Source organism: Qipengyuania pacifica, from assembly GCF_019711555.1.
Classification (GTDB): domain Bacteria; phylum Pseudomonadota; class Alphaproteobacteria; order Sphingomonadales; family Sphingomonadaceae; genus Qipengyuania; species Qipengyuania pacifica.
In genome coordinates, this window is record NZ_JAIGNQ010000001.1 from 870221 (window position 1) to 886320 (window position 16100).

Here is a 16100-nt window from a genome sequence, read left to right on the forward strand (position 1 = left end):
GCGTACCGCGGCCTGACATCGGGGGCCTGTTCCCATGTGCGCTGGGACAATCGCGCCGTGCTTAAGATGGCAGTGCCATTTGATCTCTTGACGATCGTCCGTATGATGCCAGCATCCTTACCCACTGTTCGCCGAACCTTGGGACAGCCAAGTCAGCGAGAGAACCATGTCATCCGATGACCCCAAGGGGATAGCCCCGCCATTGGTCGAACTGCCGATTAGCACGGCCGATCGCGGCTTTTACGATGGCTTCAGCCGTCAGGTGACAATCCCAGCGAAGATCATCGTCACGCTCATCATCCTGTGGGCGATCTTTTTCCCAGTCAGCGCCAACGAGACCCTGTCGGCGGCCAATTCAACGATCATATCGTCCTTCGCCGGCTGGTATGTCTATCTTGTGGCGGCGCTCATAGCGATCTGTGCCATCCTCGCAATTTTTCCGCAAACCGGCGGCCTCAGGATAGGATATGCCGGAGAAAAGCCTGAGTTCTCACGTCTCTCGTGGTTTGCCATGCTATTCGGTGCGGGCATCGGTATCGGGCTGCTCACCTATTCGACAGGTGAGCCCCTCTCCCATTTTTCCGAAAATCCGGACATCATCCGCGGCGCGGTCCAGGCGCAATCCTGGGACGCGGTGCGGCCAGCATTTGTCTATACCTTCCTCCACTGGGGTTTCGCAGCCTGGGGAACCTATGCCCTGGTGGGGCTGGCGATCGGCTACGTAGCGTACAGGCGCGATCTTCCGCTGACGATCCGGTCCGCTCTGGTTCCTTTATTCGGAAAGACCATGTCCGGATTTGGCGGCCACGTGGTCGATGTCGTCGCGGTCGTGGCAACCATACTCGGCGTTGCAGTGACCATGGGCCTCGGCGTTGAACAATTCGTTGTCGGTCTTTCACGCGTCGGCCTGGGTGATTGGCTGCTCAACCCGGATGGGTCCTCTTCCCTGCCTGCCATTGCACTTGCCCTGGCCATTCTGGTCGGTGCCTCTACCCTCAGTGCGCTGTCGGGCGTGGGGAAGGGTATCAAGTGGCTTTCCAACCTCAATCTTGGCCTTTCCTTTCTGCTGCTCTTGCTGTTTGCGATCATGGGCGCCGGCCTATTCGCCCTGAAACTTCTGGGCCAGGGAATCGCGGATTATATCGGGCATTTCATTCCCCTGTCGCTCACCCTGTTTTCCGATGAGAGCCCCATAGGAGAGCAATTGGTAGCGTGGCAGCTGGACTGGTCGGTGTTCTACTGGGCGTGGTGGATCGCGTTCTCCCCTTTTGTCGGCATGTTCATCGCCCGCATTTCAAGAGGGCGGACGATCCGCGAGTATATCTTCGGCGTGGTTCTCGTCCCATCTTTGGTATGCTTCATCTGGATGACATTGCTTGGCGGCACCGCGATCGCCCTTGAACTCAATGGAAGTGCAGGTGGCACCATTGTGAATGCCACGATGGCCGACCAGCTTTATGCGACCTTAGCCGTCATCCTAGATCCTGGAACGGCGTTTGCCGTCTCGGGCATGATCGTGGTGCTTTTGATGACGTATTTGGTGACCTCCACCGACAGCGCGATCCTGATCGTAAATACGATCAACGGAGCAGGCGACACGGAAGGCGAACATCGAAAGCACATCCTGTTCTGGGGGGGCGCTCTCGCCGCAGTAGTCGGCAGCATGCTGGTTCTTGGGGGAATCGAGGCGATCCGGATCACGATGATCATTGGCGCACTCCCATTCTCGTTCGTCGTCGCCTTGATGGCGATTTCGATCGTGAAGGCGATCTGTTACGACTTGATCCGTAAACATCGGGGCGTGCCCACGACGGCGGTCGGGGTCGCAGCGGACAAGAAGTGATCAACAGCACAACTAAGTGACCGGCACTGCCGGGTGGCGGGATTAATTGTTGCATTGCAGCAACAGCCATCGGCCAATCCCGGGAAATAGGGGCACTTCGGTGGCCGAACGGGACCAACTTCCGTAGGTCGCCCCCACACAACATCCATCATCGTCGATACCTGGCCGACTTGTCGCGCCGGTTGATCGACTTCACGCATGACATCTTCAAGGGGGCCATTATCCTATTTAAAACCGCACAAGGCATATCATTCGGTGCGCTCGCGATTGCACTTCTTTCACCCACACATGCGCACGCGCAGAGTTCCACTACTTCGGGAACCGCCACGCAGCCCGAGAGCCGGACCGGCGCTCAGAGGCAGCCGCGCCAAGGCGGCGTCACAACCATCGTTGTCACCGCCCAGCGTCGCAGCGAAGATCTGCAGGACGTACCGGTTTCGGTTCAGGCCCTGGGTCAGGAACAGCTCGACCAGCTGAACATCGCGACCTTCGACGATTATCTGCAGCAGTTGCCCACCGTGACCGCTGGCGGTGGCAGCCCCGGCCAAAGCACGATCTATATTCGCGGACTTGCGTCGACCACGCCAAACCTCACAACGGCGGGCGTCGCGGGTCTTGCTCCCAACGTTTCGCTTTATCTAGACGAGCAACCGCTGGCACAGCCGGGTCGTAATCTCGACGTCTATGCCGCCGACCTCGAACGGATCGAAGTTCTTTCTGGGCCTCAGGGCACCTTGTTCGGAGCGAGTTCGCAGGCTGGTGTCGTGCGGCTCATCACCAACAAGCCCGATCTGTCGGGCTTTGACACCAGGGTCAGTGTCGGCACGTCCTTCACCAAGGGAGGCGAGGCGAGCTACAAGGCCGAAGCCATGCTCAACGTGCCGGTGACCGACAATCTCGCCGTGCGCGGCGTCGTATATCTCGATGATCAGGGCGGCTACATCGACAATGTCGCAGGCACCCGCGACGCAAGCGAAAGCGCGCGCTTCCGCCCGGCCGGAACGGTGCGCGACAACGGTGTGCCTGTGGCACCCAATCGCGCCGGCTTTCAATCGGGCGATGACCTGTCGGGCGTTAACTTCATCGAGGCGAATAATGCCGGGCTGGTCGAGAATGACTTCAACGACACCCAATATTCAGGCTTCCGCGTCTCGGCCCTCTACGAGGTATCGCCGGACTGGCGGATCACCGTAGCGCACAGCCGCCAAAGTCTGGAGAGCGACGGAGTATTCTTCGCCGATCCGGAACTCGATCTCGATGATCTTGAGATCCAGCGCTTTGAAGACGACCGGCTGGAGGACGATTTCTCCAACACCGCCTGGAGCGTCGAAGGCCGTCTGGGCATGCTCGATGTGATTTACAATGGTGCTTACACGGAACGCGAAACCGAGCAGCGGATCGACTACTCGGATTATCTTTTCGCCGGCCAGTATCTTCCATATTACATCTGCGACGGGTCGGTCAGCTATCCCGGCGACGCGGCACCAAGCGGGACATGCCAGGCGCCCAACCTCTATGTCACCTCGGATAGCAATCTTCAGGTGTTTACGCAGGAATTGCGGCTCAGCACGCCGGAGGAAAATCGCTTCCGCGTGACCGCAGGGGGGTTCTATTCCGACCTCGTGCTCAAGGAGCGCAACGACTATACCTATCCGGGTAGCGAACTGGCCCAGCCGTTCGGCGGGTTTGCGCCGAACTTCCCTTTCCCTGGAGCCTACGCAAGCGATGCCGGGCCGTTTCCGTATGGCGTCATCTTCCGTAACGACGTGAAGCGGACCGATCAGCAGTTCGGCATTTTCGGGGAAGCAACCTTCGACCCTGTTCCCGATTTGCTGTCGATCACCGGCGGTGCTCGGTATTACAACGTCGAGGTCGATTTCGAAGGCACAGCCAACAGTTCCTTCTGCAATGCGGGCGCTGCGCAGGATGCGAACGCCTTTGGCACCAACCTGTCGGATCTCTATGATGGCGATGGGCAATATACCTTCATCGGGTCGTGCGATGCCGATCTGCGTCAGACCTTCGGACGCGATGATAGCCTTGAGGACATACAGGCGGCAGGACTTACTGCTGCTCAGGCACAACAGGTGTTCAACGCGATCCGAGCGCCCGACAAGGCGAAGACCGAGGGCGTGATCTTCAAGGGGACTGTCAATTTCACCCCGACGGAAGATCTGCTGTTCTATGCGACCTATTCGGAAGGCTTCCGTCCCGGCCTGCTCAATCGTCCCGGTGGTGCGCAGGGACCCGACGGCTTCACGGTTCCGTTCGAACTGGAATCGGACGAGGTGAAGAACTACGAGATCGGCGCGAAAACCGAACTGTTTGATCGTCAGCTGCGTATCAACGGCAGCCTGTTCTACGTCGACATCAGCAATCTGCAGACGACCATCTTCGATCCCAGCATCACCAATCTGTTCTTTTCGGACAATGCGGCGAATGCAGAGATCAAGGGTTTCGAAGCCGATTTCACCTTCGCGCCTTATGCAGCGCCCGGTCTGACGCTTTCGGGTGCGGTGTCATTGCTCGATACCGAGATTACCGAGGTCCTGACCCCGACGGACGACGTGCAGGTTGGATCCGATCTTGCCTATGCCCCATCCTTTCAGGGTAATCTGCGGGTGCGCTATGAGTGGGATCTGACCGACGAACTAGGCGCGTTTATCCAGCCGTCCATTTCGCATTCAGCCTCAAAGTTCACCGACATTATCTCCATCAATCGGTTGGAGCTCGACAGCTACACCGTGGTCGATCTGTCGGCGGGCGTATCCTACGATCAGTGGCGGTTCGAGGTTTACGGGGCGAACCTCTTCGACGAGCGGGCTCAAATTGCGGGCGATTTTTATTACGATCGCGCGCGCATCGTAACCAATCGGCCGCTGACGGTGGGCGCGAAAGCCACCTTCAGCTACTGACCCAGAACAACGGTCGTATTTATGGCGGGGGCGCAGCTTGAGGCTCGCCTCCGCCATTTGTACAAGAAGTAACGAGGAGACAGGATGGATCGGCGTGACCAAACGCTGAAGGACGCGCAGGAAGCGCTGCAGGCCAACGCCTTCGAGCGGGGGCTGGCACTTGCCGAGGCCATCCTGGCCGATGTCCCGAATGATGCCGAGGCGCTCTATATCGCGGCGGTCGCAAACCGTTATCTGGCACGCCATCAGGATTCGCAGGATTATCTGGACCGCCTGCACGCCCAGATCCCCGAATATGGGCGCGCTTGGCAGGAGGCCGGCCACCTCGCGCGTGCGACGGGCGACACGGAGCAAGCAATTGAAGCTTATGGCCGCGCAGTCCGGTTCAATCCCGCGCTCGCGGCAAGCTGGCGTGCACAGGCGGAATTACTCGAAGCGGCTGGTCGAATGGGCGAAGCGACAACTGCGCGCAGTCAGGAACGGCGTCTCCTGGCCTTGCCTAAAGAACTGATTGCGGTGACGCATCATCTCCATGAAGGCCGTCCACTGCGGGCAGAAGAAATCTGCCGACACTTTCTTCGCCGCAATCCCAAGAATGTCGAAGCGATGCGGTTGCTGGCCCAGATCGGCCTCAGGCTGGGCATACTTGATGATGCGGAATTCCTGCTGGAGAGCGCCGCGGCATTCGAACCCGATAATATTCAGGTTCGGCTCGATTATATCGACGTGCTTCGCAAGCGACAAAAGTTCGCTCACTCATGCGAAGAAGCAGAGGCGCTGTATAAGCGAGATCCTGACAGCCCGCTGTTTCAGTCCCACTTGGCGATCGAAAGCATGCAGACCGGCAATTACGACCGGGCCTTCGAACTTTTCGATAGTGTACTGGCGCGCCTGCCCGGCGATCCGGCGACGCTGACGTCACGCGGTCATGCGCTGAAGACGGTCGGGGATCAGGAACGCGCTGTGGCGTCCTATCGCGCGGCGATCGCTGCGCGGCCCGGACATGGGGATGCGTATTACGCGCTGGCCAATCTCAAGACCTATCATTTTACCGAAGCAGAGCTTTCCGCCATGCAAGTGCAGGCAGCGCGCACGGACATCGGCTTCATGGACCGGGTTCACCTTGCTTTCGCGCTCGGCAAGGCCTTCGAAGACCGCGCCGAACATGCCCAGTCATTCCGCTTTTATGAACTCGGCAATGATCTGAAGCGCCGTCAAACCGGTTATGATGCCGACCGGATGACTGCTGAAATGGACGCGCAGAAGAAAGTCTGCACATCTGAATTATTCGAGAGCAAGGCGACTGTGGGTAGCCGTGTGTCGGACCCGATCTTCATCCTCGGTCTGCCGCGCGCCGGATCGACACTGCTCGAACAGATCCTTGCCAGTCACTCACAGATCGATGGGACGCTGGAACTGCCGAACATCCTCGCGCTCGCGCACAAATTGCGGGGGCGAAAGGCCGGCAAGAGCCGTTATCCTCAGGTGCTCCACGATCTGGACGCGGATCAATTCGCTGAAATGGGTGATCGCTTCATCGAGGATACTCGCATTCACCGACAGGGTGCGCCGTTCTTCATCGACAAGATGCCGAACAATTTCCGCCACATCGGATTGATCCACCTAATCCTGCCCAACGCGACCATTATCGATGCCCGGCGCGATGCGATGGATTGCTGTTTCTCGGGCTTCAAACAGCTTTTTGCCGAGGGGCAGGACTTCACGTATGGGCTGACGGAAATCGGTCGCTACTACCGCGATTATGTCGGTCTGATGGACCATTGGGATAGTGTGCTTCCCGGCCGGGTCCTCCGAGTGAACCACGAGGATGTGCTCGATGATCTGGAAGGCCAGACCCGGCGCATGCTGGATCATATCGGCCTTCCGTTCGAAGAAGCCTGCCTCGATTTCCACCGAACCGAGCGGGCGGTACGGACGGCAAGTTCTGAACAGGTTCGACGTCCGCTCAACCGGTCCGGGCAAGGGGCATGGAAGCCCTATGCACCGTGGTTGTCCGAGCTTCAGAAGCTACTGGGTGCGATTGCCTGAACGAGAGGTTAGGTGTGGTAGCGAGAGGCACGCGGGGCCTCCTCACTACCACACCATGCATTCGATTACTCTGCAACGGCGAGATGGTCTTCCATCTGCGGAACATCCTGCAGAGGCATAGCAAAGCCCGACGTTTCGCTGACGGGTTCGACTTCGAACAGTTCGGTCAGCCTGCCGTTGCTCAAATCGTAGATCCAGCCATGCAAGGTCAGGTCCTGCCCGCGTTCCAAGGCAGCGCGCACAATGTCGAGCTGCGAAAGTCGGCGAAGCTGTTCACGGACGTTGAGTTCGGCCAAGCGGTTCTGCCGATCCAAGGGGTCTTCAATCGAATCGATTTCCAGACGGTTTTCTTCGTAGACCTCCCGCAAAGCGCGTAGCCAGGAATGCATGTGGCCCGTCGCGTCGCCATTCAATACGGCACCCATGCCGTTGCACCCGTATATGCCGCACAGGATGATGTGCGCGACCTTCAGATCGTCGACCGCATGCTGCAAGTCGGCCATCAGATTGTCATCATCCGAGTAGACCAGGTTGGCGAGATTGCGATGGATGAACAATTCGCCCGGTCGGGTCTGCGTGATCTGGTGCGGAAATACCCGACTGTCGGATCCGCCAATCCACATCACTTCCGGATTCTGGCCGACCGTCTGCCGCGCAAAATAGTCCTTCTTGCGCTCACGCATCTCGTCCGACCAGGCCTTGTTGGACAGCTTCAGTTCTCGAATGGTCTTCATGTGTAAGCTACCTTCTTGGCAGGGGCTTCCAGCGGAGTGTCTTCGAGGTGGTCGACATCGCCGCGGATGGTGACCGATACGTCGCGGAACTTGGCGTTGCGGGCAAAGCTGTTGATGATGTCGATGTTGTCCGGATCGACAAATTCCGCCCGTTCGAGATCAATCACCACGCTCGCGCCTTCCGGCACCTTGTTGAGCGAATTCTGCAACTCGTACTTGTGAATGAAGTAGAGGTTGCGGCGAGCGCGTACCATCCAGAAATCACCGTCATTGGCTACGCTGACTGCAGTGCGGAAGTTGCGGGCGACGACGAATACGAAGCCGATGACCAGTCCGATGATGATGCCGCGAAGCAGATCGGTGAAGAGGATTGCTGCGATAGTGGCCATGAAGGGCACAAACTGATGCCAGCCCTGCGCCCAGCGGCGCTTGTAGAGTTCAGGCGTGTTGAGCTTGTAGCCGACCTGAATTAGGATCGCAGCGAGCGCAGCAAGCGGGATGAGGTTGAGTACGACCGGGATCAGCAGAACGCTCAGGAGCAACCAGAAGCCGTGGAGGATGGCCGAAGTCTTGGTTTCGCCCCCAGCGGCAACGTTGGCCGAGGACCGGACGATAACGGACGTGAGCGGCAGGCCGCCGATCAGGCCGGAAACGAAGTTACCACCGCCCTGTGCGAGTAGTTCGTGGTTCTTGTCGGTCGTACGGCGCCGTGGGTCGATTTCGTCGACGGCTTTAACGCACAGCAGCGATTCCAGACTGGCCACGATCGCTAGTGTCACTGCCACGATCCATACGTCGGGCATGGTGATGGCCGAGAAGTCGGGAGTACGGAACTGTCCGACGAATTCGCCCAGCGATTCCGATACGGGCACCTGTACGAGCTGGCTTGGGTCGATGACGAGCCCGGGTGCGAAGAGCTTGAACGCTTCGTTTGCAAGCACGCCAAACAGAACGACAACCAGTGGTCCGGGCAGGAGCTTCAGCAGGCCGTCTTTGGGCCGGTTTGCATCCCACCAGAAGAGGAAGATAAGCGAAACCACTGCGATGATGATCGGCCCCAGCAGGAAGAAATCCCAAACGGAGTAGAACAAGGCGGAAATCGTGTTGAGACCATCAGGCTGGAGGAAGCTGAGGCTGCCTTCGAAATCTCCGTCATAGCCCATGGCATAAGGGATTTGCTTGAGGATCAGGATCAGGCCGATCGCCGCCAGCATGCCGGTGATGACCGAACTGGGCACGAATTCCGACAGAGTTCCTGAACGGGTGAAGTAAAGCCCAACCTGAAGCAAACCGGAGAGCAGAACTGCCAGGAGGAAGATTTCCCAGGTAGGCAGGACCGCCAATGCGTCGAGGACGATCACGGTCAGGCCCGCTGCGGGGCCGCTGACCGAAAGTTGCGATTTGGAGAGGACACCGACGACGATGCCGCCGACGATCCCCGCGATCAGTCCGGAGAACAAGGGCGCGCCCGAAGCGAGCGCGATACCCAGACACAACGGCAGGGCAACCAGCGCCACCACGATTGAAGCGGGAATGTCCTTGCCCAAGGACGAGAATAACGACGATTTGTCGGCCACGACGGCTCCTTAGTGTAAAAGTCTCGGGTCAGCAGATCTGACGGGAGGGTGGGCCGGTGCGCTCGAACTCCTGCGAACGGGCACCGGCCCTGGGAAGGGACTGGGAGGTCAGGCCGCTTCCCGAGCCTGCTGGCGATTACCGCCGAAATCGGCAACCGGGACCGGGTGCTGGGGATCTTCCATGCGGCGGAATTTGCCACTTTCACCGTCGAGCGCGCGGATTGCGCCTTCGGAGATGTCGAACACCCAGCCATGCAAGCGGAGTTCGCCCTTAGCCAGTGCAGCGGCTACACAGGGGTGGCTGCGCAGATGCGTCAGCTGTAGGATGACATTCTCTTCCACGAGACGGTCAAGCTTTTCGCCGTCGTCCGCCGAGCCGCAGCAAGCTTCGATCACCGAGTGTGCAGCGGTGGAATGACCAATCCATTCCTTGACCGACGGCATGGCGTCGAGAGCGCCTTCGGGCGCGAAGTGCGCCTTCATCGCGCCGCAGTCGGCGTGGCCGCAAATGACGATGTCTGTAACGCCGAGGCCCATGACGGCATATTCGATCGTGGAGGTCACGCCGCCGTTTACGCGCTGCCAGGGCGGTACGATGTTGCCCGCATTGCGGATCACGAACAATTCGCCGGGTTGGGACTGGGTGATGAGTTCAGGTACCACACGGCTGTCGGAACAGCTTATCATCAAAGTCGTGGGGCTTTGCCCGTCGCGCCCGAGGGTCTCGAGGCGTTGCTTGTGTTCGGGATAGACCGCATCGCGAAACCGCGACACGCCTTTCATCAGCTGTTCCATTTCTGGCTCCTGCTTTGGGGGGGGGACGAAATCTTTCGCAGTGCACAATGGCGCTCGAACATTGCTGTGCATCGCCCCGAATGTAACAAAGTGTTGCAGGTGCTATTTTTTAGGGAACGTGAGCGTCGCCCGAAGTCCTCCGCCGCTGCGGTTCGCGAGTTCGAGACGGCCGCCATGGGCCTCCGCGACGTTGCGAGCGATGCTCAGCCCAAGGCCCATCCCGGGATGCCTGCCAGAGCGCGCTGCGTCGGATCGCTCAAATGGGTGCATCACCCGAGCGAATTGCGATGCAGGGATGCCGGGGCCGTTATCTTCTACCGACACACTGGCCCAGTCTGGATCGGTGGCGAGCGTGATCGTCGCGTCGCCGCCATATTTGATGGCGTTATCGACCAGATTCTCGATGGCCCTTGCCAGATGATCGTGCACGGCGTCGATTACCAGGCGGTCAGGGCCCTCGAAACGAACGTCTGCTCCCAAGTCGTCGAAGGCCTCCGCGATCATCTGGCACAGACTGGACAGTTCCGTCGGTTCGCGATCCAATTGGCTCTCGCCAGTCTCGAAGAACTCTAAGAGCTCCTGCAGCATGCGGGTCATCTGATCGATGTCCTCACGTGCCGCGCTTCGATCCGCCCGATCTTCGATTCCATCCACTCGCAGACGTAACCGGGCCAGCGGCGTGCGCAGATCATGGCCGACCGCAAGCAGCGCCTGCGTTCGCTGATCGATCACGCCTTCCAGCCGTTCCTGCATTGCGTTCAGAGCCCGCGAAACCTCGCGCAGTTCTTCCGGACCGGTGGTATCATCGAAAAAGATCCGCCCGGACGTTCCGATCAACTGCGCATTTTCCGACAGCCGGCGAAGGGGCGCGCTCAGCGTACGGACAAGCACGGCGGCGGATCCAAGGATCAGTGCGGCTATCAGTCCAACCCGGATCGAGGTTTCCAGCAGGAGCCGCCAGTCGGCGACCCTTTCCTGCGTCGTGAAGCCAATCCATGTGTCTTCGTCTATCTCGATAGCGCCAATGACTTGTCGCTCAAGGTTGAGGAATGAACCTGAGGCGAGAGAGAGGCGTAATTCGTAATTGGCCAGGGCAGGCTCGAACTCGAAAATTGCATTCGCAATTTCCCTGGCTTCCGCATCTATGCCCGGACCGATTTCTGGGCTGCCTTCGACGAGTTCCAGTTTTGTATGGATTGTAGACAGGCTTTTGAGCAGGCGACTGCGGTCCGATCGATCGGCGGCAGTAATGATACGTTCCGCGATCAGTACCTGTTCGGCAACCCGTCGCCCTAGATCCTGACGCTGTATGTGCATCTCTCCGGTGCGAATTAGCACGCTGCCAGCTAGGAACTGGAATAGTACGGCCAGCACCAGAACGAGGATTACCCTTCCGGTCAGACCCTTGGGCCAGAGACTGTGTCGTGTCATCACGCGTCTACTGACGAAGTAAAGACGTATCCCACGCCGCGCACGGTGCGGATCAAGTCGCGCCCGCCATCGACAGACCCGAGCTTGCGGCGCAGGCGGCTGACAAGAACGTCCACGCTGCGATCGCTATGGTCGCGGCCCGGCAAGCGGCTTCTGGAATGCTCAAGCAGAGTGTCCCGGCCAATAACGCGCTGTGGCATGTCGATGAACACGTTGAGGAGGTCGAATTCAGCTTCCGAAATGGATACGCGTGAACCTTCCGGGGCAAACAGCTCACGCCGGCGACGGTCCATTTGCCAGCCTTCGAACCGAACGATTGATGCATAATCTGCCATGTCACGTTGTCCGGCTTCTTCCGAGCGGCGCAATACGGATCGGATCCGCGCAACCAGTTCGCCTGGGTCGACCGGCTTGATCAGATAGTCGTCCGCACCAAGCTCCAGCCCCACGATCCGATCGGTATGGCTCGACCGTGCACTGATGAAAATGATCGGAACCTTACTCCTCTCGCGCAACCATCGGCACAGGTCGAGACCGCTGGTGGCAGGGAGCATGACATCCAGAATGACCAGATCGAATTGGTCGGCAGATGCCCGAAATTCTGCAGCCGTCGCGTACCCGCGAACGGGAAACCCGCTCTGTCGGAGATAGCGGGTCAGCAAAGTACGCAGAGCGCCGTCATCTTCGACTAGTGCGATCTGGTAAGTACGTTCGCTGATTTGCATCGATTTCTCAGGTTACCGAAATGGCGCGGACGGCCAGCCCACGACCATCTGGTGCGAGCATGCATCCTTTACATCCGTCGACGCACCTACTTCAATGGCAAGATCTTCGCGATGATATGGTCCGCCGCCTCTTCGGGTGTCATCTCCACCGTGTTGACGCGAATTTCCGGACTTTCCGGTGGTTCGTAGGGGCTGTCGATACCGGTGAAGTTCTTCAGCTTCCCCTCGCGCGCCTTCTTGTAAAGCCCCTTCACATCGCGCGCCTCGGCAACTTCCAGCGGCGTATCGACATGGATCTCGATGAATTCGCCTCCATCGATCATGTCCCGCACCAACTGCCGGTCGGCCCGAAATGGGCTGATGAAGGCTGTCAGCACGATCAGGCCGGCATCGGTCATGAGTTTCGCAACTTCGCCTATGCGGCGGATATTCTCGATCCGGTCGCTTTCGGTAAAGCCGAGATCCTTGTTAAGCCCGTGGCGAACATTGTCGCCATCGAGAAGGAAGGTATGCCGGTTCATGAGGGCCAGCTTCTTCTCGACTTCGTTCGCGATAGTCGATTTCCCCGAACCCGACAGCCCGGTGAACCAGAGCACCCGCGGCGTCTGGTTTTTCATGGAAGCGTGGTGGTCGCGTGTAATATCGGTAGGTTGCCAATGGACGTTCTGGCTACGGCGCAGGCTGAAATGCAGCATCCCTGCGCCCACGGTGTGGTTGGTGATCTTGTCGATCAGGATAAAGCCGCCCAGCGCGCGATTTTCTGTATAGGGATCAAAGACGATGCGCCTGTCGGTCGTAATCTCGCAGACTCCGATCTGGTTCAGATTCAGCGTCTGCGATGCGAGATGTTCCATCGTATTGACGTCGATTTCGTATTTTGGTTCGGCGATTGTTACGCTGACCATCTGCGTGCCCAGTTTGAGCCAGTAGCCGCGGCCGACGACGAGCGGCTCGTCGTCCATCCAAACTATGGTGGTTTCGAACTGGTCGGCGACTTCGGGAGGGTCGTCGGCAGTGGCAAGCACATCGCCGCGGGAACAATCGATTTCCTCTTCCAGAGTGATCGTGATGGATTGGCCCGCAACCGCTTCGTCGAGTTCCCCGTCCATGGTGACCACCGATTTTACCGTGCTGGTCTTGCCCGAAGGGAGAGAGCGTAATTCGTCGCCCGGCTTCACGGTGCCGCTAGCGATCAGTCCCGAGAAGCCGCGAAAGTCGAGATTGGGACGATTTACCCATTGGACGGGCATGCGGAAGGGCATCTCCTGGCTGGCAGTATTGCTGATCTGCATCGTTTCCAGAAGGTCGATGAGAACCGGACCGCCATACCAATCCGTGTTGTCCGACCGCGAGGTGATATTGTCGCCCGCTAGGCCCGATATCGGAACGGCGTGGAAGCTTTCGATGCCGATACTTTCTGCAAACTTTGCGTAATCGGAAACGATGGCGTTGAACTTGGTCTCATCGTAATCGATCAAATCCATCTTATTCACTGCCAGCACGAGGTTCCTGATGCCAAGCTGTTGGCACAGGAAGCTGTGGCGACGGGTCTGCACCAGCACGCCCTTGCGAGCGTCGATCAGGATGACGGCACAATCGGCTGTCGATGCGCCGGTGACCATGTTGCGCGTGTATTGCTCGTGACCCGGGCAATCTGCGACGATGAACTTGCGTTTCTCCGTTGCGAAAAAGCGATAGGCGACATCGATCGTAATGCCTTGTTCGCGCTCGGCAGCGAGCCCGTCGACCAGCAGTGCGAAGTCGATGTCCTGACCCTGGGTCCCGACCCGCCGGCTGTCGTTTTCCAGAGCGGCGAGCTGGTCTTCGAAGATCATCTTGGAATCGTACAGCAGGCGGCCGATCAAGGTGGATTTACCGTCATCCACGCTGCCGCAAGTGATGAAGCGCAGCATCGATTTGTTCTGATGCTGCTCCAGATAGGCTTCGATATCTTCGGCGATCAGGGCATCGGTCTGATAAATCGGATCGGTCATCAGAAGTAACCCTCCTGCTTTTTCTTCTCCATTGACGCATCCCCTGCGTCCTTGTCGATCACGCGCCCCTGCCGTTCGCTGGTGGTCGTCAGTAACATCTCCTGCACCACTTCCTGCAGTGTCGCAGCTTCGCTTTCCACGGCCCCGGTAAGGGGGAAGCATCCAAGGGTGCGGAAGCGGATCGAACGTTCGATTATCTCCGGACGGTGTCCGATCACCCGCTCCAACCTTTCGATGTCGTCGGCCATGAACAGCCCGCCATCATGTTCGTAGGTTGGCCGCTTAGCGCTGAAATAGAGCGGAACGATCTCGATATTTTCGGCCATGATGTATTGCCAGATGTCGAGCTCGGTCCAGTTGGAGAGAGGGAAGATGCGGATGCTCTCGCCCTTTTTCTTGCGTGCGTTGTAGAGGTTCCAAAGCTCGGGCCGCTGGTTTTTCGGGTCCCAACCATGCGTGGCGGTGCGGAACGAGAAAATGCGCTCCTTGGCGCGGCTCTTCTCCTCGTCGCGTCGGGCGCCGCCGAATGCCGCGTCGAAACCGTATTTATCGAGCGCTTGCTTCAACCCTTCCGTCTTCCACATATCGGTGTGTAGCGGGCCATGATCGAAAGGGTTGATCCCTCGCGCCGCGGCGTCTGGGTTCTGATGGACGATCAGTTCCATCCCCGCTTCTTCGGCGGCCTTTTCCCGCAGCGCATACATGTCCTTGAACTTCCATGTCGTGTCGACATGCATGAGCGGGAAGGGCGGGGGTGACGGATAGAATGCTTTCTTCGCAAGGTGCAGCATGACGGCACTGTCCTTGCCGATCGAATAAAGCATCACGGGCTTTTCCGCCTCTGCGACGACTTCGCGCATGATATGGATGCTCTCGGCTTCGAGCCGTTGGAGATGGGTCAGGGATTTGGCGTCGGTCATGGATCGGCTCCGCGTTTCTCTGGTGAGAAATAGGAAGCTGCATAGCCAATGGACCTCCCAAATGGGAGGTGATAGAAATGCTTGCATGCGCATCCCTAACCTTGGCGAGACGGAATTGCTCATCCCGCTCCATTCGGGCGTATTCGAGCAGCCCATGTGGCTAACCTTCCTGCGACTGATGCGCCGGGTCTGCGAAGCCGAGGGCGTGGCCATGTGGCTGACCGGTACGGGCGATACAGACGGCGTGGCCCTACATGACGGCGAATTGATCGGGTTCGTGGCGGAGGAAATGCGCAACGGGCGCGTCTATTCAGGTGAGGAGATCGGCTATGATGATGCTGGCCTGCGCGCAGTGCGCGTGGAAGGGGCCGGCATCGTTCTGACGCTGGCGGTTCTGGCGCAAGCGTCGCCAACGGCAAAGATCGCCAGCCTGCTGACGGCTCTGGTCCCGCATTTACGTGTGGCCCTGAGGGTCCTCGAAACGATCGAGCGCGAACGTAGCCGTGCATCCGTGAGCGAGGAGGCGTTCCGGCGTATGAACTTTGGCTGGATTGCATTGGACGAGCGTTGCCGGATAGTCGATCTGGACAGTCAGGCAGACAGCTTCCTGCGCCGATCGGGCGCACTCAGGCGGGGTCCCTATGATCGCCTCGTGCCATCTTCGCCCCATGTGGATCGTGAACTGACAGCACTTGCCAAGGCGATGGCGGCCGACCGCCGACATCGCCCTCAGGCGATCAACATCAGCAAGGACCCATGGATCGATATTCTTGTTGCGCCCACGCGCATCAACTTGCTGGCGGGAAAGGACAAGGCGGTCGCGGTTGTCTACCTGCGCGGCGACCGCTCATCCTCCGCCGACCGCCATGAGCAATTAGTCGATCTATTCGATCTGACGCCTGCGGAAGCGCGCCTTGCCTGGTCGCTGGCGCAAGGATTGTCGATTGTCGAAGCGGCAGAAGCGCACGCCCTTACCGTTGAAACCGCCCGGTACTACTCAAAGAAAATCTATGCGAAGACGGGCGCTCGAGGGCAGGTCGACCTAGTTCGCAACATTCTTACGGGAGTGCTCGCGCTGGCATAAAGCCGGCGATTTGCTGCGCCGGGATTGCACAGC

11 protein-coding genes are annotated in these 16100 nt (G+C 58.8%); 4 read left to right on the forward strand and 7 right to left on the reverse strand.

What is annotated here, in order from left to right:
- Positions 1-166: 166 nt before the first annotated feature.
- From K3177_RS04280 to K3177_RS04290, 3 genes are all read left to right on the forward strand, one after another.
- Positions 167-1843, forward strand: coding sequence for a BCCT family transporter (locus K3177_RS04280; RefSeq protein WP_221597189.1), 1677 nt, complete (start codon positions 167-169; stop codon positions 1841-1843).
- A 182-nt stretch (positions 1844-2025) separates the two neighbouring features.
- Positions 2026-4758, forward strand: a complete 2733-nt coding sequence (locus K3177_RS04285; RefSeq protein WP_247714215.1) for a TonB-dependent receptor — start codon at positions 2026-2028, stop codon at positions 4756-4758.
- An 84-nt stretch (positions 4759-4842) separates the two neighbouring features.
- A complete protein-coding gene (locus K3177_RS04290) occupies positions 4843-6807 on the forward strand; it encodes a tetratricopeptide repeat-containing sulfotransferase family protein (RefSeq protein WP_221597190.1) in 1965 nt (654 codons plus the stop codon).
- Between the two features lie 65 nt (positions 6808-6872).
- Here the strand turns inward: K3177_RS04290 and K3177_RS04295 are convergent, their stop codons facing one another.
- The 7 genes from K3177_RS04295 to cysD form a co-directional block, all read right to left on the reverse strand.
- Positions 6873-7541 carry a carbonic anhydrase gene (locus K3177_RS04295; RefSeq protein WP_196847590.1) on the reverse strand — a complete coding sequence of 223 codons (669 nt, stop codon included), beginning with the start codon at positions 7539-7541 and terminating at the stop codon, positions 6873-6875.
- A complete protein-coding gene (locus tag K3177_RS04300; RefSeq protein WP_196847591.1) occupies positions 7538-9118 on the reverse strand; it encodes a SulP family inorganic anion transporter in 1581 nt (526 codons plus the stop codon). The genes K3177_RS04295 and K3177_RS04300 overlap by 4 nt, the downstream gene beginning before the upstream one ends.
- A gap of 108 nt (positions 9119-9226) precedes the next feature.
- Positions 9227-9913: a carbonic anhydrase gene (locus K3177_RS04305; protein ID WP_221597191.1), complete on the reverse strand. Its 687-nt coding sequence runs from the start codon at positions 9911-9913 to the stop codon at positions 9227-9229.
- Positions 9914-10015: 102 nt separating this feature from the next.
- Positions 10016-11344 (reverse strand): sensor histidine kinase, encoded by a 1329-nt coding sequence (locus tag K3177_RS04310; RefSeq protein ID WP_221597192.1) that lies wholly within the window; start codon positions 11342-11344, stop codon positions 10016-10018.
- Positions 11344-12069, reverse strand: coding sequence for a response regulator transcription factor (locus tag K3177_RS04315; RefSeq protein ID WP_221597194.1), 726 nt, complete (start codon positions 12067-12069; stop codon positions 11344-11346). Before K3177_RS04315 ends, K3177_RS04310 begins: the two co-directional genes overlap by 1 nt.
- Before the next feature lie 86 nt (positions 12070-12155).
- Positions 12156-14063: a sulfate adenylyltransferase subunit CysN gene (cysN, locus tag K3177_RS04320; RefSeq protein ID WP_221597196.1), complete on the reverse strand. Its 1908-nt coding sequence runs from the start codon at positions 14061-14063 to the stop codon at positions 12156-12158.
- On the reverse strand, positions 14063-14983 hold the full coding sequence (cysD, locus tag K3177_RS04325; RefSeq protein WP_196847596.1) for a sulfate adenylyltransferase subunit CysD: 921 nt from the start codon (positions 14981-14983) through the stop codon (positions 14063-14065). The genes cysN and cysD overlap by 1 nt, the downstream gene beginning before the upstream one ends.
- Before the next feature lie 85 nt (positions 14984-15068).
- Between cysD and K3177_RS04330 the strand changes: the two genes are divergently transcribed.
- Entirely contained in the window at positions 15069-16067 is a 999-nt protein-coding gene (locus K3177_RS04330) for a helix-turn-helix transcriptional regulator (protein WP_221597198.1), read from the forward strand.
- The last annotated feature ends 33 nt before the right edge of the window (positions 16068-16100 follow it).